Annotated in this window: 13 protein-coding genes; 3 read left to right on the forward strand and 10 right to left on the reverse strand. The window is 68.4% G+C overall.

Annotated elements, in window-relative coordinates; translation table 11 throughout:
* Nucleotides 1-21 precede the first annotated feature (21 nt).
* Together E6W39_RS19635 and E6W39_RS19640 are read right to left on the reverse strand one after the other, a co-directional pair.
* Nucleotides 22-630: a phosphatase PAP2 family protein gene (locus tag E6W39_RS19635; RefSeq protein WP_141634630.1), complete on the reverse strand. Its 609-nt coding sequence runs from the start codon at nt 628-630 to the stop codon at nt 22-24.
* 390 nt (nt 631-1,020) lie between these two features.
* Complete coding sequence (locus tag E6W39_RS19640) at nt 1,021-1,245, reverse strand: hypothetical protein (protein WP_141634631.1); 225 nt, start codon at nt 1,243-1,245, stop codon at nt 1,021-1,023.
* A 364-nt stretch (nt 1,246-1,609) separates the two neighbouring features.
* On the opposite strand from E6W39_RS19640, the gene E6W39_RS19645 reads away from it, so the two are divergent.
* The gene (locus E6W39_RS19645; protein WP_141634632.1) at nt 1,610-1,813 is read left to right on the forward strand and encodes a cold-shock protein; all 204 of its coding nucleotides are present in this window, start codon (nt 1,610-1,612) and stop codon (nt 1,811-1,813) included.
* Between the two features lie 64 nt (nt 1,814-1,877).
* Here E6W39_RS19645 and E6W39_RS19650 read toward each other — a convergent pair whose 3' ends face one another.
* From E6W39_RS19650 to E6W39_RS19680, 7 genes are all read right to left on the reverse strand, one after another.
* A complete protein-coding gene (locus E6W39_RS19650; RefSeq protein WP_141634633.1) occupies nt 1,878-2,174 on the reverse strand; it encodes a DUF3303 family protein in 297 nt (98 codons plus the stop codon).
* Nucleotides 2,175-2,438: 264 nt separating this feature from the next.
* Entirely contained in the window at nt 2,439-2,618 is a 180-nt protein-coding gene (locus E6W39_RS19655) for a hypothetical protein (RefSeq protein ID WP_141634634.1), read from the reverse strand.
* Between the two features lie 112 nt (nt 2,619-2,730).
* On the reverse strand, nt 2,731-2,910 hold the full coding sequence (locus E6W39_RS19660; RefSeq protein ID WP_141634635.1) for a hypothetical protein: 180 nt from the start codon (nt 2,908-2,910) through the stop codon (nt 2,731-2,733).
* 1 nt (nt 2,911) lies between these two features.
* Nucleotides 2,912-4,273 carry a M16 family metallopeptidase gene (locus E6W39_RS19665; RefSeq protein WP_141634636.1) on the reverse strand — a complete coding sequence of 454 codons (1,362 nt, stop codon included), beginning with the start codon at nt 4,271-4,273 and terminating at the stop codon, nt 2,912-2,914.
* Between the two features lie 4 nt (nt 4,274-4,277).
* A complete protein-coding gene (locus tag E6W39_RS19670) occupies nt 4,278-5,579 on the reverse strand; it encodes a M16 family metallopeptidase (RefSeq protein ID WP_141634637.1) in 1,302 nt (433 codons plus the stop codon).
* A gap of 9 nt (nt 5,580-5,588) precedes the next feature.
* Entirely contained in the window at nt 5,589-7,370 is a 1,782-nt protein-coding gene (locus E6W39_RS19675; protein ID WP_181799345.1) for an ABC transporter ATP-binding protein, read from the reverse strand.
* Between the two features lie 215 nt (nt 7,371-7,585).
* Nucleotides 7,586-8,791 carry a cupin domain-containing protein gene (locus E6W39_RS19680; RefSeq protein ID WP_181799346.1) on the reverse strand — a complete coding sequence of 402 codons (1,206 nt, stop codon included), beginning with the start codon at nt 8,789-8,791 and terminating at the stop codon, nt 7,586-7,588.
* Nucleotides 8,792-10,161: 1,370 nt separating this feature from the next.
* On the opposite strand from E6W39_RS19680, the gene E6W39_RS19685 reads away from it, so the two are divergent.
* On the forward strand, nt 10,162-11,121 hold the full coding sequence (locus tag E6W39_RS19685) for a site-specific integrase (RefSeq protein ID WP_220140235.1): 960 nt from the start codon (nt 10,162-10,164) through the stop codon (nt 11,119-11,121).
* Nucleotides 11,028-11,342 (forward strand): tyrosine-type recombinase/integrase, encoded by a 315-nt coding sequence (locus E6W39_RS44210; RefSeq protein WP_407658409.1) that lies wholly within the window; start codon nt 11,028-11,030, stop codon nt 11,340-11,342. The genes E6W39_RS19685 and E6W39_RS44210 overlap by 94 nt, the downstream gene beginning before the upstream one ends.
* Before the next feature lie 979 nt (nt 11,343-12,321).
* Here E6W39_RS44210 and E6W39_RS19690 read toward each other — a convergent pair.
* Nucleotides 12,322-16,383: a golvesin C-terminal-like domain-containing protein gene (locus E6W39_RS19690; RefSeq protein ID WP_141634640.1), complete on the reverse strand. Its 4,062-nt coding sequence runs from the start codon at nt 16,381-16,383 to the stop codon at nt 12,322-12,324.
* Between the last annotated feature and the right edge of the window lie 468 nt (nt 16,384-16,851).

Genomic DNA, 16,851 nt, shown 5'->3' on the forward strand with positions numbered 1-16,851 from the left:
TGGGCGCCGCCCGGGCGGCGGTCAGCACCGGGGACAGCGCGCCCGTGCGCAGCCGGGCCACCAGCGGAAGGGCGATGCGGCCCAGGATCCGGCTGGCCAGATAGGCGACGGGGAGGGCGAGGATGGCGGCGCCGACCACGTCGTGGGGTAGTGGTCGCCGAGGTAGACGCGGGTGAAGCCCTCGAACACCGCGAAGGCGGCGGCGATCACCGACAGGCGCCGGTCGAGCGCCCACAGGGCGGCCACGGTGGCGAAGGCGGTGGTGGAGTGGCCGCTCGGGAAGGCGTAGTCGCTCGGGGCGGGGCAGGCGTCGACGAAGTAGTCGTGCGGCAGCCCGTAGCAGGGTCGCGCCTCGGCGACCAGCTTCTTCGCCACCTCGGCGACGGCAAAGGCGAAGCCCACGGCCACCGGCGCGGCCATCGCGAGGGTCATGGTGGAGTTGTCGCGGCGACGGGCGTTCCACCAGCCGATCACCATGAGCACCGCGAACACCCCGAGCCCCGCGTTGGTCCACAGGTCGATCGGGGTGTTGAGCCACCTCGTGCCGCGCGCGAAGTCGGTGACGGCGGTGAACAGCGAGCCGTCGATACCGGAGCCGTCGAAGGCGAGGTGGACCGCGGAGTTGGTCATCGGCGGGATCCTTCAAAGTCGAGCCTGCGGGCGGGACCGAGATACCGGCCGGCATCCGCTACGGCGACGAGCATCCTTCTACATCCACGTAGAAGGTCTGCGTCACTGTAGATGATGAACATAAGGGAACCAAGCCGTGAACTCCCGGGGTTACCCCCCGAGGCTATCGCCGCAGAAACCGCCCACCGACGCCGGGCACTCGGCCGCGTCGATCACCTGGGACGACCCGATCCGCCCGCCCGGCCCGGCCGCCGCCCAGCCCTCGTCGACCTGGCTCCCCACCGCCCTCGCCCGGCCCCTGGGCGCAGCCGAGCGCCGCCGCAGGGCTGTTGCCCGCCCGCAGCCACGGAAAGGCTGATGCCGCGGTTCTCCAGCGGCTACCCCGGCCCCTCAGCGGGAGCCGAAGGGCGGAGTCACTTCGGTCCTGTCCCAAGCCACGCAGGCGATCATGAACAGGGGGAAGCTGTGAACCCGTTCTCCGTCTTCCTCAACCCGGACATGCAGCCACTGGTCCTCCATCGCGACCTCGAGGTCCTGCATCTCGCCTTGGTAGACGGTGCTTTCGATCTCGACTCGCTGGTGGAAGAAGACCGTCGCGGACATGTATGCGCTCATGGAACCAGGGTGCGCGCGGCCACGCGGGCCCGCATTCCGAGGCCTGCGGCCCTCTTGCCGAGCGCTGCTCGGTGCACCTCCCGCCCTGGGGTGCCGTGCGGGCTTCCCGTCGCAGTTGTCCACAGCCTGTGGGGCGGCACGCTGAATATTCGGCGAGGAATCCGTGCGCATTGCCTCCGTGCCGCGGGCTCGGCCCGGGTGTAGCGTCGTAGCTAGAGCAGTCGTGGTTCCGAAGTCGTTCGCCCGCGGTGGTTGCCGCGGGCGTTTTGCTGTCCAGCACATGCCTCTCCGGACCTTGGCGATCACCTCCGCGTGGGCCCGCAATCGTGCGGGTCCGGCAACCGCCTCGAAGAGGAGACAAGCAATGGCTACCGGAACCGTGAAGTGGTTCAACGCTGAGAAGGGCTTCGGCTTCATCGAGCAGGACGGCGGCGGCCCCGACGTGTTCGCCCACTACTCGAACATCGACGCGCAGGGCTTCCGTGAGCTGCAGGAAGGCCAGAAGGTCGAGTTCGACGTCGTGCAGGGCCAGAAGGGCCCGCAGGCGGAGCGCATCCGCCTTGTCTGACGCCTGACGCAGAATGGCCCGCACCCCGGCATCGGGGGCGGGCCATTCGTCGGTGTGGTCAGACTCAGCTCGCCCCGACCTTCTGCAAGCCGGCCTGGACCTCGTCGAAGTTCATCACCGGCATGAAGGTCACCTTGGCACCAAGGTCCTGGAAGAACGGCTCAGCGACGGTCGGGATGTCGGACGGCTCATCGAGCTCGAAGACGACGTAGGCGGTACGCATCCCGTCCTTCGTTCCGAAGTACGCAGCCTCCGGCTTGATCCGCTCGAAGACCGACTTCATGGTGTGGGCCAGCGTCTTGCCCGTGATCGCCTTGTTCGCCTTCTCGGTGTCCATCTGGACCGTCAGCAGCACCCTCATGGTCGTTCCACCTCTGGTTGGCGTTCGGCACACACGTGCCTCATTCAGATCGTGGCCGTGATCCGCGGCCCCGGCGGCCGGAGTAAGGCATCAGAGGGACCATCAGGTCGTGAGCGCTGACCCCGGCTGCGGCATTCGCCAGACCGGCGGAGGCTCGGAAGCGAGGCCCCGACCACTAAGTAGCCGATCGCAACCCAGACGGCAGAACCGGGCGCCCCCGGGCACAGGTGCCCCGGAAAGCGCCCGGTTCCTCGGGCCGGCGACTCAGTCGGTGTCGTCGAACGCACCGTTGAACTGGTGCACCGCGAACGCCAAGCGGTCGTGGCCGCCGCCGTCGTTGGAGTCGTTGTCGTCCAGGTTGCCCACCGAGTGGTCGTGGGCCGACCCGCTCTCGTCAGCCGCGTGGACCACGGTGATGTCCTCCGGGTTCAGTGATTTCGCCATCTCTTCCTCCTCTCTGGTCATGTCGCACCTGCCGCCGGACACCCGCCGGCAGGCCCTCGCACACTGCGAAAGCTCGAAGAACGCGGCCGCGCCGGAGCGGGCCCTTCCGGGCTCAGTCCGTGTCGTCGCCGCCGCGGACCCGGTAGCGGCGCATCCACTCGACCGCGTCGCCGCCGCCCGAGTCGTTACTGTCGTTGTCGTCCAGGTTCCCGTTGCTCAGGTCGTGGGACGCGACCGATTCACCGGCCGACTGGACCACGGTGATGTCCTCCGGGTTGAGCGATTTCGCCATGTCAGGCCCTTCCTTCGTCGTCGGTTCTGACCGGACCCAGTCCGGCGGAGTGCAGGCTCGCCAGCAACGGCCGGGCCTCTCCCTCCACCACCACGGTCAGGTCCGAACTGCTCAGCTGGTTTCCTGCGGCCTCGTTCACCGAAGTCCGGTCGAGTGAGGCCAGTTCTCGGTACTTCCGGGAGTGGAAGTCGTCAGTGCCGCCCAGCGACGCCAGGCAGCCGAGGGCGATGCCCACCGCCTGCGGCGTGAGGTAGGCGATCGGGAACTGACCGGTCAGCAGGGCGCGAGCGGCTTCGAACTCGTCCGCCGTGACGCCGCCTCGGCGCAGGGTCTCGATCTCCTGGAGCACGGTCGCGACCACCTCGCCGGCGGTCTCGGTGCCGGTCTGCGTCCGCACCGAGAAGACGCCCGATCGGCTGGTCAGCTGCAGTCCGGCGGACACCTCGTAGACCTGTCCCCGGCGGTCGCGCAGCTCCCGGGCCAGCCTGGAGTGGGTGGTGCCGCCCAGCACGTGGCACGCCACCGTCAGCGGAGCGTGCACGGAGGCGGCGTCGACCGGGACATGATGGGCCAGCGCGATCCGCGCGCCCACCGCACCGGGCCGGTCGACGACCACGAAGTCCCGCCCCACGGCCGGCCGGGGGACGGACCGCGGGGCGCCGGCCGCCACCGCCTCGCCGAGCGCCATCGGCCCGCCGAGCGCCGCGCCCGCCTCGACGACCATGTCGAGGTCGATGCCTGCGAGGTCACCGGCCAGCACCAGTCGGCCCGTTCCGGCGATGTGGTGCCGGTGGTACTCGCTCAGGAAGCCGGGCGTGATCGAGCCCACCGAGGCCACCGTCCCGCGCAGCGGCACGGCCTGCCGTCCGCTTTGGTAGAGCACCCGGGCCAGCGCGGCCTCCTGGCGCCGACCGGGTTTCGACCAGTTCGCGGCGAGGGCGGACAGTTGGCCGTCCCGGATCCGGGCGACCGCATCCGCTGCGAGCCGGGGACGGCGCACGGTCTCCGCGATGACACGCACGGCCGGTACCAGGGCAGCCGTCGGCGCGACGGTGGCGACCAGGACGAAGTCGTCCCCCACCGTCGTGGACCAGGTGGCCCCCATCCCCTCCAGCTCGAAGGCCAGCTCGTCCCGCCCGAGCCGCTCCCCACCCTCGCGCACCGCCGCGAAGAGCAGCTGGAGCACGCCCTCCTTGCCGGCCGGCTCGTGCAGCACCCCGTGGTCGAAGAGCAGCGCGGCGTACCCGATGGGGCACCCGGGCAGGTCGGCCGCGATCAGCGGACCGCGGCGGATCACCTCGGGGAAGACGTAGGGCCGCGCGACTCGCGTCGCGGGTGGCCCGGGTTTCAGGTCGACGTGCACGGGATCACGCTCCTGGGTCCGGACGGAGGATCAGGACAACTCGGTTCTCCGGCCGCAGGTGCCGGACGGCGACGCGCTGCAGATCCGCTGCCGAGACCGCGGCGATCCGGGCCTGCCGTTCCCGGATCGCAGCCGCCTCGCCGAGCTGGACCGCATACCGCGCCAGCAGGTCGGCCCGGGCACCGAAGGGAGTCAGCGACCGAAGCCAGCCGGCCGCCAGGACCGCCTTCGCCCGCTCGAGCTCCTCGTCACGCACCGCGGTGGCGGCCAGCTCGTCCAGCAGCACCTCCTGAGCCGCCAACAACTCTGCGACTGGAACTCCCCGATGCACCGTCATCCCGGTGGCGAAGAGCGACGATCCGCGCGCCAGCTCCCACGCGAACGCGGTCTTCTCCTCGGCGCGTGCGAGTTCCTGGTTCGCCATCAGTTCCCGGTGGAACCGGGAACCGCGCCCGCGGCCGAGCACTGCGGCCAGCACGGTCAGCGCGTCGTGGTCGGCAGTGTGGGCCGGCGGGATCCGGTGCATGACGAAGACGCGCTCAGCCGACGCCTTCCGGTCGACCACCATCCGCACCGACCGGCCCGGCAGCGGCCGGCTCTCGACCGGAACATGCCCTGGCAGTTCCCGCTCGACCTCCCGCTCAGCCGCCGGGATGCCGGAGAAGTACCTGTCCGCCGCGTCGAACACCGCCTCCGGCTCGACATCGCCGACCACGGTCAGCACGGCGTTTCCGGGCGAGTAGTGGGTCCGCCGGAAGGCGTCGAGCGCGGCCAGGCCGGCCCGGTCCAGCTGGTCCGGCGATCCCATCGACGGCCGCCGGTACGGGTGGTCGCCCGGGAACACCAGTGGCAGCCCGAACTCCAACCACAGCCCGTACGGTTGACTCTCGTACTGCTGAGCCCGCTCGTTCCTGACCACGGCACGCTGGTTGTCGAACACCTCCGGGGAGAGCGCCAGGCCGCCCATCCGGTCCGCCTCCAGCCAGAGGGCGAGGTCCAACGCGCTCGTCGGCACGGTCTGGAAGTAGTTGGTCCGGTCCATGCTGGTCGTCGCGTTGACCTCCGCGCCGCCGACGGCCGCAAGCATGGCGCTGTGCTGACCACGGCCGACCTGCGCCGACCCCTCGAACATCAGGTGCTCCAGGAGGTGGGCGAAGCCGTGCCCGTCGGCCGGGTCGTCGCGCGATCCGACGTCGTACCAGAGGTTGACGGCGGCCACCGGCCCTCGGGCGTCCCGACTGACGGTGACCCGCAATCCGTTGTCGAGCCGGTGCTCGGCGATCTGCCATCCGAAGGCCTGTGCCATGACGCCTCCTCAGCTGCCGGCCACGGTCGCCACCCGGGAGGTCCCGGCCAGCAGTGCGCTGTACTCGCCGCCGAGGGCGGCCAGTTCCTGGTGCGTGCCCCGCTCCAGCACCCGTCCCCGGCCCAGGACGACGATCTGGTCGGCGTTCTCGATCGTGGTGAGCCGATGGGCGATCGTGATGGTGGTGCGGTTCTTCGCCAGCTCGGCCAGGGCCTCCTGGACCGCTCGCTCGGTGCGGGTGTCCAGTGCGCTGGTGGCCTCGTCGAGGAGCAGCACGGGCGGGTTCCTGAGCATCGTCCGGGCGATTGCCAGCCGCTGCTTCTCCCCACCCGAGAAGCGGTGGCCACGCTCGCCGACGACCGTGTCGTAGCCGTCGGGCAGCCCTGCGATCAGCTCGTGGATCTGGGCCAGTTCGGCCGCCGCGACCAGTTCCGCTTCGGTGGCGTCGGGTTTGCCGAACCGCAGATTCTCGGCGACGCTCGTGTGGAAGAGGTGGGTGTCCTGCGACACCATCCCGACGGTGCGCGAGATCGTGGCGAAGTCGAGGTCCCGGACATCGACCCCGTCGATCGTCACCCGGCCGACGGTGGCGTCGTAGAGCCGCAGCACCAGGTAGCCGAGGGTGGACTTGCCGGCGCCGGTCGGACCGACCACGGCCAGGCTCGTCCCCGCCGGAACGTCGATCGTGATGTCGCGCAGCACCGGGTTCTCGCCGTAGCCGAAGGAGACGTTCTCGAACCTGATGTCGCCGCGCGCCCGCGGCAGCGGAACCGGGTCGCCGGGCTCGGACACCTCCACCGGCAGGTCGAGGTACTCGAAGACCCGGCCGAAGAGCGACAGCGAGACCTGCACCGCCGTACCGAGCTGGATGAGCTGGATAGCCGGGTTGAGCAGGGACTGCTGCAGCGTGGTGAAGGCCACCAGGGTGCCGACCGTGATCGCCGCGGAACCGTGACCGTCGACCAGGCCGGCGACCCAGTAGATCAGCACCGGCATGGCGGCGACCACGACCTGCAGGCCGGACTGCCGCCACCGCCCGGCCATGGTGGTGCGGACGGCGATCTCGCCGAGCGTCTTCGACTCCGCCGCGAACCGCTCACTCAGCTGGCGGCTGCGGCCCATCAGCCGCCCGAGCAGGAAGCCGGAGATCGACAGTGTCTCCTCCACCAGAGTGGACAGCACCGCCATCTGCTCCTGACGCTCCGTCGCCAGGGCCCGACGCTCTTGGCCCACCCGCCGGTTGACCCAGATGACGAAGGGCAGAAGCGCCAACGAGGCCAGCGACAGCTGCCAGTCGAGCAGCATCATCGCGGTCAGGCTGGCGGCCACACTGGCGGCGTTGCCGACCAGGCCGGTGAGTACGCTGGTCACCACGGTGTCCGCGCCGCCGATGTCGTTGGCGATCCGGGACTGCACCTCGCCGGTGTGGGTCCTGGTGAAGAACGAGAGCGACAGCCGTTGCAGGTGCGTGTAGACGGCGGACCGCAGGTCGCACATGACCAGCTGTCCGATCACCGTCGACAGGTAGGACTGGAACACGCCAAGGGCTCCGCTGACCGCGGTCACGGTGACCATCGCCCCGGCCAGCATGCTGAGCAGGCCGATCCGGCGCTCCGGCAGCGCCACGTCCAGGATCTGCCGCAGCAGGAACGGCGAGGCCATCGCCACGGCCGAGGAGAGCAGCACCAGCGTCAACATGGCCGCCACCCGGCCGAAGTGCGGGCGGAACAGGGCGAGCACCCGCCACACGGGCACCGAGGTGGGCTCGTCCGCCTGGGCCTGATCCGCCATGGTTCTCCTCCTCCCTCCCCGCTCGGTGACGACCTGCAATGGATCACGGCAACGACTGTGGATGACGACGACCCGGGATGACGGCGACGGCCGTGGACGACGGCAACCGCCGGGGTGTCAGCGACAGCCGGGGTATCAGCGACAGCCGGTGGATGTCAGCGACAGCGTCGGCAGGGCGCCACCCGGCGCGGCTCGCCGGGCGGCCCCGCAGCTCGTCAGGCGAAGGTCAGGAAGCCCTCGCTGAGCAGCTTCCGGACCAGCACCAGGCGGCCGGGCTCGTCCAGCTCGCCAGGAATGGCCGCAGCGGTCAGCGGAGCGCCACTCTCGTGGGCGGCGTACCTGACCTCGTCGGCCACATGGGCGGGCAGCCGCACGGTCTTGCCGTGGAAGGACAGGTGAACCGTCTCCTCGTCCACCGTGAGGCGCCACTGCAGGTCCGGGCGGCGCCGCAGCTTGGTCTCCAGCGACACCTCGTCCACGCGCTCCAGGTCCAGCAGGTGCCCCTGCAGGACCGGCGCGTTGATCGCGACCCCCCGGGTGATGGTCCTCGCCACGGCGTCGTCCAGTGCCAGCTTCGACGGCAGCTCGGCGGCCAGCTCCGCCACGGTCTCCCGCAGCCGGCGCTGGATCTCCGCGCTGTTCGTGAAGCCCATCGGCAGGCCGGCCCGGTACCTGACGTCCGTCTCGACCAGCTGCTGCATGGCCTCGGCCAGCACGTTCGCCCAGAGGATCGGGTGCACTCCGACGGTCAGGTGCAGAGAGGCCTCGCCGGTGGCGGTACCGGCGTGCACCGTCCCGCGCGGCAGGTACAGCACGTCCCCGGCCCGCAGCTCGAACTCCTGGGCCAGTGCCGGCTCGGCCTGGGATCGGTCGAACGGCTGGGAGCGCAGCGGCAGCGCCAGCGGGGACTCGAAGAGCTGCCACCGCTTGCTCCCGTACACCTGGACGATGAAGACGTCGTGGGTGTCGTAGTGCGGCGCGAAACCACGCGAGGTGGCCGGCGTCAGATAGGAGTTCACCTGGATCCGGGCGCCGATCTCGGAGCCGAGCGAGCGCGTCAGACGGTTCATCGACGCGAACCGGGCCTGAATGGAGTTCATGACGATGGTGGCACCGTCGCGGTACCGGGCGTACACGGACTCCAGAGCGGTTTCCGAGCTGCCGGAGCCCAGCTCCGACACCGGTGTCTCCTTGCCGTCCTGCACCACCCGGAGATGCTCCAGGTTTCCCCCTGCGAGGCTGAGCATCCGGTCGTACTCGGCGAGGGTCATGAGCTCGGCGTAGTAGTCCCGGTCCTCCCGCTGCACCAGCAGCGGCTTCCGCTCCCAGTACTCCTGCCGGAAGTCCGCCAGGTCGACCGGGTGGAGCAGCCGCGCCAGCTCGAAGGGCTCCGCCCCATTCGCCACATCAGCAACACGCATTGATTCGCTCATCGTTGTCCCCCTCAGGATCAGCAACCCGAAGCTATCTGAGACTGCGTTAGATCTGTCAATAACTCAGATTGTGTGTCCAGCAGGTGGAATGACCTGTTTCGTCGCACCCGGCCATGCCGTCAGTCCTCCCTTTTGGATACGAACGACGACATTTCCACGTGTGGCACGTCACATTGACGGCCTTTTGCCATGTCCTGACCAAAAGCCGACCCGCGCCACCATCACACCCGCCGGCTGGACTCCGCGACGAAGCCGGGCAAGCACCACGGCAAAGGGCTCCCCCGCACAGGAGGACGCCCGGGTCCCACAGCTGCCGATCGCGTGGACCGCCCCTCCACACGCATCAGGGGCCCGAGGTGCAACCCGCCCTCCACCGCATCCGTGACGGCAACCGAGGCCTGCGGCCGAGCCGTAGTCAGGCCGGCATGTCGGCCATCGACAGGGCCCGGTGGTTCCCCCTGAAACGCTCACGCATGCGGCCCGAAAACGCGACAGCACCCTGAACCAGAGAAGCTGGCCGGGGTGCTGCGCTGCAGGTCAGAGGGGTTTGACGCCCTCGTTCCAGGTGGGCCGCCAGGGGCTCGAACCCTGAACCTACGGATTAAAAGAGGGCAGGAATCCCCAGCGTGGGCCGCACAGCGACGTGACGCGCCGTGCCAACTTGTGCCGGCCAGTCCGATATTTGCCCAGGTCAGGGGCCATCGACCTCCCGTTGGCCGCACTCATCGGGGCACTATTTGTCGCGTGCACATCAGCTTCATGCCGCGTCGTGCCGGATCATCCGAAGGCGTCCGGACACACCGTGGACACATCAGCCCTCGCGGGATCGAGCCGCAGGCGGCGGCGCTGGAGGCACAGGCTGGATGGCAGACCCAGGGCTTGGGGGTCCGGAGGGCCACGCGATACGGCGTTCCAAACTTGGCGGAATTCGACAATTCAGTACCTAACTTGCCGACTGAAGTGGTCCCGCCTGGGGCAGCCGGGGCACCCCTGTCGGCCTGTCTCGACCGCGTCGGCCTCCCGTGGGGCAAGCCGGGGCACGTGGCGTGGTCCGCTCATGCCACATGAGGAGCGCCACTGTCCGCAGAACCGCGGTAAAGCCCACCTCTTGAGCGAACGTATACGAGCTACCGCCACTGCACTGCCCATCCGTTCGACAACTTGGGAGCCAGGAACGGATCAGCCTCAGGGAGGTTGCTGTGCGTGGTGGCGGGAGTGTCTTCAAGCGCTGTGGCTGCCGGGACACCCACAGCGGGCGTCAGCTCGGTAGCCGGTGCCCGAAGCTCTCGCAGCGCGGTCACGGGGCGTGGTACGTCTCACTCCCAGTCTGGGCAACTCAGGAGGACCCGCGCTCGCGGTTGCGCCAGGGCGGATACCCGACCAAGAGAGCGGCGCAGGATGCACTGCGGCGGCTGACCGAACCCGCGGCTCGGCGGCGTTCCCGGCTGAGTACCGCCACGTGGCTGGACCGGTGGCTGACGGGCGCCGATGAACGCCTTCGTCCGACGACCGTGCGCGGCTACCGCAGGCACGTCGAGCAGTACCTGGCTCCACTGCTCGGGCGGGTTCCCCTGCGCGGACTGACCTACGCGGACATCGAGTTGGCGTTCGCAAGGATCACGCAGAAGCACATCGCCGCCGGCCGCAAGCCGCTCAGCGCGAGCACAGTTCGGCGCATCCAGGCATCGCTGCGCGCGGCTCTCGCCGCCGCGGTCAACGCCGGGCTGATCGACCACAACCCGGCCCGCGATCTCGATCTGCCCAGGGAGCGGCGCCCGCAGCCGCACGGCTGGACAGACTCCCTCGTCGATCAGTGGCGCCAGACCGGCGCGCGCCCCGCGGTCGCGGTGTGGACGCCACTCCAGACAGCGCAGTTCCTCCACCTCATCAGCGATCACCGCCTGCACACCCTCTACCGCCTGTACGCGACCCGGGGCCTGCGTCGCGGTGAGGCGCTCGCACTTCGTTGGAGCGACATCGACTTCGACCGCCGTGTGCTGACTGTGGAGCGTCAGCTGCAGAAGCTCGCGGGCGGAGTGATCACCGTCTGCGAGCCGAAAAGCAGAGCCGGTAGACGCCAGATCGCGCTCGACCACGACACCATCCGCTCACTGCGGGCCCAGCAGCGCCGCCAGGAGGCCGACAAGACCGCAGCGGGCGACAAGTGGGTGACGGCGGATACGTCTTCGCCGACCCCCGGGGCGGCCCGTTGGCGCCCGACCACGTGGGGCACGTCTTCCAGCAACTGGTGCGCGACCATAACCTTCCGCCGGTACGGCTTCACGACCTCCGCCACGGCGCCGCCAGCATGGCCTTGAGCGCCCACGTCGACTTGAAGGTCATCCAGCACCAGGTCGGACACGCCAGCGTCGTCACCACCACGGACATGTACGTGTCCGTCATGCCCCAGACCGCCCACGAAGGCGCGGAAGCCACCGCCCGGCTCCTCCGGGACGCCGCCCGGGAGTACGTCCGTGGCCAGCGGAGCAAACCATCATCCCGCAAGCAGCCTCCGGGGTCTGGTGGAGCGATTGCGTAGGTCTGCGTGACACCGTCTGGGCGTAGCGCCACGCCTGCTTGCGCCGGAAGGACGGTGAGCCGGGTGTCTAGGCCTTCTTCGCACGGCTCGAAAGTCGTGCTCGCGTATGGCCGCTGGCTGTCACCGCGTGGGACAGCATGGCGGTATCGGTTCGAAGGGAAGTCACAGCCGCAGGGCGCCAACCTGACCTTGCGACAGCTGTCACGCCACAACAGTCGGTGCGCACCGGAGTCACCGACGGTGCCCTCGCGGGGTTACCGGGCCAGGCCCGGTGCCACCAGTCCACCGTCCGCTCGGAGGCTGGCGACTCGCTGAAGCGGGCCGGGGGCGTTGTCGTGGACCCCGGTGCGGGACAGTTCGCGGTAGCTGGCGAACTTCGCCGCTAATGGGTCGGGCACCGGGCCGCCAGGTCCACCTCCACCGCCAGGAGCTCACGAACCTGGCGGTCAACCCACTCGGACCTCGGCATTGGGTTGCATGGGCTTAGGCAGTGTCGAGCAGGGGATTGACGACAGGCGGCTGGTGAACGTCGTGCTGGCTGGTTCGATGATGTCCTGGTAACAGAGCCTGACAAGGGCTGGACTCCAGCCCGGTGGGTCCGCGTACGTCTGAGTGGACATGAAGCCGACGGTAACTGACGCACCGTCGGAGAAAGCACTGACGTAGCTGACTGGTGTCCCTCGCGCGAGGTCGTCGAGCGATCTCGCCGTCAGCGGCCCGGCGGCGAGTGCCGGAACGAGTTTGACGCTGAAGGCGCGAGCGCCGTCCACGGCCGCTGTGGTCGCAGACTTTCGGTTGTGGTCGGCTGTCGTGCGCTCCCGGTAGAGCTGAGTGCCAGCTATAGCTACGAAGATCAGGAGGGCGGCGGAGAGTGTCAGACAGGAGATCCGAAGGGCTTTCACTTGCTTCCTCTCCTCCGGGCCGGGACCCACAGGGGCCCCGGCCCGGAGGGCACGTTGTGCGGAGCTGGGCTACTCAGCTAATACCCTGCGGCCGCCAGCGCGTTCTGCAACGCCTTGGCGTACAGCCTGGTGCCGGTGTTGTTCGGGTGGTAGCTCTCCATACTGGGACAGGGCAGGACGCTGCCGGGGCAGGAGAAGTCAGCGCCGGACGTGGTAGACGGGGCCGCGACCAGGTCGTTGATGCCGGCTCCGGTGTCGCAGATCCGTGCGTTGGCGAATTCCGTGTTCGGCCAGTAGAAGGTGACCGGGGTTCCGTCGGCCTGGGCGGCCGCAGCTGCCTGCTGCTGGGTGTCGCGCATGAGATCGGAGTACCCGTTCAGCTGGCCAGCAGGTGCGGGCCGCATCACGCTGCAGCTCAGGCCGACCAACGGCTGGTCGAAGATTTCCGGATAGCCCAACAAGACGATCTTCGCGTGCGGCGCCTTGGCCTTGATGGCCTCCAGCAGTTGTTGAAGGGGCTGCTGGATAGCGGTGATGCCGCTTTTGACCTTGGAATCGTCGGGGCAGCCGAGCTCGGCGCAAGCCTGGATGACATTGCTGAACCCCGCGTCGTTGCCACCGGCCGTCAGCTCGACCAAGGTCGTGTTCGCGTCCAGGAAACCCGCGGTCAACTGTGGTACCTCATGGTGCTGGCCGATCACCCCCCAACCCCGTGCGCTGGGGAATTTGCTGTCCGCCGCCCCTGCGCTGCCGACGTTGTAGGTGAAGGCACCGGAGCACGCTGTGGAGTGGTAGTCGAGGCTGTTGTCGTTGCTGTCGGCCAGGGTGCCGATGGTGGCGGACCGGCCCGGCAGGGTGGTGAGCCTGATCAAGGAATTCTGGCTGCGACGGCAAGCGTCCCAGCTGCGGCCGGGTGACGTTTGGGTGTTCAGATTGGCATAGGGACCGACGTCGGTGCCGTCGAGGTACGGTTGGGCGCCCTCGCCGGAGGAGTAGGAGTCTCCCATCTGGACGACGAAGTCCTTGGGCTTGTTGGGCAGCGGCTGGAACGCAGTGGCGTCCCATGCAATATCCTCGCCGCCCGCTCCGATGCCGTCCTGGGTGTAGTTGGACAGTTCTACCCCCTGGATGTCGCTGCCGGCAACGAAGTTGAACACCCCAAGGCTCACCCAGCGGTTGCTGCTGGAGTAGACGTCGAGGGTCCGATTTTCGGTCGTGCCGTCTCCCAGGTGGATGGTGTAGATCGCCTGCTGGGTCTGCGAACCACTGTCGGGAAGGTGGACGAAAACCCTGGTCCAGGCGTTGATCGGCCGGTTCAACTGCCAGGTCCCGGTGATTGCCATGGGCCCGGTGGGGCGCGGCGGGTCCACGGACAGGTCGCTGGCGGTGGTCTGGACGAACGAAGGGTTGGGGTTCGTGGAGTTCGGGTCGGGGTCCTGCCAACCGCGGGTATGGGTGTACCAGAAATGGTCGTCGAAACCACCGCCGATCTGATGAAGATCGGCCTTGGCTTCGTAGTTGCCGTTCGTGTCAGGCTGGAAGTTGAAACTGAGTGTGCCGGCGTCGGTCCAGCTGACGGTGCACCCCGGACGCAACGGTGGTGTTGCGCCGGAGACGGAGTCGATGATCAGGGAACCGGCGGGCGGGGTGTCACCGCCGCTGCCGACGGCGCGGCAGTCGGGTGCTCCGGTGGCACCGTTGCCGGGCTCTGTGCGCAGGGTCTTGTAGGTGAGCGTCTCGTGGCCGCAGGTGCCCGTGCTGCAGTCCTTCCACGTGGCCGTACTGTGCCACCAGTAGGGGGTGTCGCAACTCGGGTCGCCGACGTGATTGAGTTCGCATCCCGGCGGTGCCATGACGTCGCAGTTGTTGGCGGCGTTGCAGAAGGTGTCCAGGCTCGGCTTGATCAGCGTCCGATCGCCGCTGGTGAGCCACCACGCAGCAGCATAGCCAGCGGTGCTTCCGTGGTTGAGGTTGCCGTTATCGTCGTAGGAGCGGCCGGTGTCGATGGGCCAGGCCGCCCAGCCCATGACCTTCTCCTCGTAGGGCCAGTTCTGCGGATGCGCGGCGTCGGCGTAGTGGTTGCCATCGAGAAAGGGGGTACGGGTGGGCGGGTAGATGGGGTTGGCCGGGTTGTTGAGATAGCCCAGCCCCCATGGTGCACTCGGGTTGCCGGGTTGGTACTCGTTGAAGCCGGCGTTGTAGGCCCAGACTGCGGCGAACCAGTTCTCGATGACGGACGGGTCGTTGTTGTTGATCTTGACGGATCCCAGCGGGTCCTGCAGTTCATTCCACTTGTTGGCCAGGGTCTGGGCCGCGACCGCGATATTGGAGGTGTAGTCGAGGGCGACAGCCTTCTGCCAGTTCGCGGGCCACACCACGTCGCCGGGACGGAGCTGGTTGGGACCGTGCATGCCATCGGTCTGCTGGCCGATGCCGTAACCGCAGTCGACCTTCGTCCAGTCGATCAGCCAAGGATCGGGGGCGTTGGAACTGGTCGGCAGGCCGTAGAAGTTGCCGGTTAGGGGGTTGCTGAACTGGCCGGGAATGGCTCCGCCTTCGGCCTGCCAGAGGTTCGACTCCTGAGCAAGGACGCCGAGCAGAACCTGGGCGGGGATGCGACCGCCGCCGGAGAGAGCGGGCAGTGGGAACATGCCCTGGGGGTCGACGGTGCCCAGACCTTCGAGCGTGCGCCAGCCCCCCTGGCGAACCCAGCTGCTGGTGAGGTCGCCGCGGATCGCCATGTCCGCGGCCCACTCGACCTGCCCGCCGGTGGGCTGGTATGCCTGCTGGGTGGGGTCGTTGCGGGGGATGGAGCAGCCTCGGTCGTCGTCGATGGTCGAGGTGGCGCTGCCGGCGGCCGAGGACGTAGTGGTGCTGCCGGCTTTCGCGTTCGGCGCGGCCTTGCCGCCAGTGGCCTGCGTTCCTTGCGCATTGGCCAATGCGGGTGATGTGAGCTGTCCGGAGCTACTGGCCGGACTGTCCGCGGTCAAGCTGAAGGTGAGCTTCTTGCCGGTGGCCGGCACCTCGGTGTCGATCTGCACCGGCCCTCGGACGCCATCGACTGGCGGGTCGAGTGGGTTGCTCGCCATGGCTCTGACGCGGGCGGAGGTTGCCTGGTCGATGACGAGCGCGCCCTCGGTGGAGACCTGGACATCAGAGCCAACGCCAAGGCGCTTCACCACTGTGGGCAGGGCGGATACGGCGTCCGGGCGGCCGGTGAGGAAGACCGTGCCCCCGCCGCCCGCCGTGAGGTTGAGGCTGCCGAGCTTGCCGTGGGCGAGTTCGACAACTCTGTTCTGGGACAAGCGCTTTGCGGTGCTCGTCGTACCGTCGGTGTCCATGTAGGTGATGCCGCCTTCGGCGTCCGGGTGGATGGAGAAGGCTGGACGGCTGGTAGTGGCCAGGATCTGGCTGTTGCCGGCATTGTCGATGCGCTCGAGGTGGGCGCCGGCTGCGGCGACCACGCCGCCCTTCACCGGTACGGCCGAGGTGAGCTGGCCCGGCACCGTAGTTGCCGTCAGCTGCTTGCCATTCGAAGCATCGAACCTCAGCAGCCTCGTCTGGCCCAGATCCGTGTCACCGCCCTGAGTGAAGACCACATCCTCCCCCGCGCCGCAGCCGGGGTTGAAGTAGGCCAGGGACACCTGGGCAGGCAGCTTGGTGACAGCCCCGGTCTCCGGGTCGACTATCGCCGCGAACGCACCTCGTTGCATCAGGTCGGGCGTGTTGGTGAACCCTCGTGGGGCGTACACGACTGCTGCTCGCTTGCCGGATGCGGTCACGCACGCGTTGCCGATCCACAGGTCGGCCGCGATCGGTTCGGAGAGGGTGGCCACGGTGCGCCATTGGTAGGACTGCCCGCTGTCCGCGACCAGGACGTGGAGCCCTGTCTGGTCGCCGCTGGTTGTTACCGCGCGGTCGCCGGAGGACTTCCAGCCCTTGGGCAGTGACGAATCCGGATCGGTGACCTTGGAGGATCCGGATGGGGCTCCCTGCTGACCGCTGGTCCCTCCTGATGGTTGCGCTGTTGTCGTCTGGCTCACCGGCACGGCATAAGCCGCACTCGGCAGACCGATTGCCAGACCCGGCAGGAGAGCAAATACAGCTGCCAGAAACGTACTTCGTCGCTTGCGTCGCATCAATTCCCCTCGAATCCATCTCAGTCAGTGGAACCGCCGAGGAGAAGGGACACGAGGACGCGCGCAGTCACGCCACTCCACGACCCGCCAAGCGGACGTGAACCTTTGGTCGAGATCAGACCCTCGCCCTGCCAGAGCGGATTCGTGCATAAGTCCCGGCAGGTACTCGTGAGTTGCATCCATTCCTGGTGATCGGTCGTCACTCAGTCGCGCCTGCACGCGATTGAACCGCAGACGAGACGCCTGAAGGCATCACCATCAGAAGTCAGCCCGGGCCGGCCAACTGCTTGACGTAACGATTCATCAGCGACGAACCAGCTACCGGAGCAGGCTTGACTGGGCGTCAGGTAGAGCGGACGTGCCCTTGGTCTCCACGGTGCGTGCAACACCAAGCTAGGCGATGGTTCGCGCTCGACGCTACCGTTTTCTCTGAAATGGCCTCTGGCCAGGGCCAGTTGCCCCCTGTGA

It is taken from the genome of Kitasatospora acidiphila (assembly GCF_006636205.1).
GTDB classification, from domain to species: domain Bacteria; phylum Actinomycetota; class Actinomycetes; order Streptomycetales; family Streptomycetaceae; genus Kitasatospora; species Kitasatospora acidiphila.

Excerpts from the sequence above, each read along its gene's own strand:
- E6W39_RS19655 (WP_141634634.1), bottom strand. The coding sequence starts at position 2,618 with ATGGCGAAATCACTGAACCCGGAGGACATCACCGTGGTCCACGCGGCT.
- E6W39_RS19690 (WP_141634640.1), bottom strand. The coding sequence starts at position 16,383 with ATGCGACGCAAGCGACGAAGTACGTTTCTGGCAGCTGTATTTGCTCTC.
- E6W39_RS19670 (WP_141634637.1), bottom strand. The coding sequence starts at position 5,579 with ATGGCACAGGCCTTCGGATGGCAGATCGCCGAGCACCGGCTCGACAAC.
- E6W39_RS19660 (WP_141634635.1), bottom strand. The coding sequence starts at position 2,910 with ATGGCGAAATCGCTCAACCCGGAGGACATCACCGTGGTCCAGTCGGCC.
- E6W39_RS19675 (WP_181799345.1), bottom strand. The coding sequence starts at position 7,370 with ATGGCGGATCAGGCCCAGGCGGACGAGCCCACCTCGGTGCCCGTGTGG.
- E6W39_RS19680 (WP_181799346.1), bottom strand. The coding sequence starts at position 8,791 with ATGCGTGTTGCTGATGTGGCGAATGGGGCGGAGCCCTTCGAGCTGGCG.
- E6W39_RS19645 (WP_141634632.1), top strand. The coding sequence starts at position 1,610 with ATGGCTACCGGAACCGTGAAGTGGTTCAACGCTGAGAAGGGCTTCGGC.
- E6W39_RS19635 (WP_141634630.1), bottom strand. The coding sequence starts at position 630 with ATGACCAACTCCGCGGTCCACCTCGCCTTCGACGGCTCCGGTATCGAC.
- E6W39_RS19640 (WP_141634631.1), bottom strand. The coding sequence starts at position 1,245 with ATGAGCGCATACATGTCCGCGACGGTCTTCTTCCACCAGCGAGTCGAG.
- E6W39_RS19650 (WP_141634633.1), bottom strand. The coding sequence starts at position 2,174 with ATGAGGGTGCTGCTGACGGTCCAGATGGACACCGAGAAGGCGAACAAG.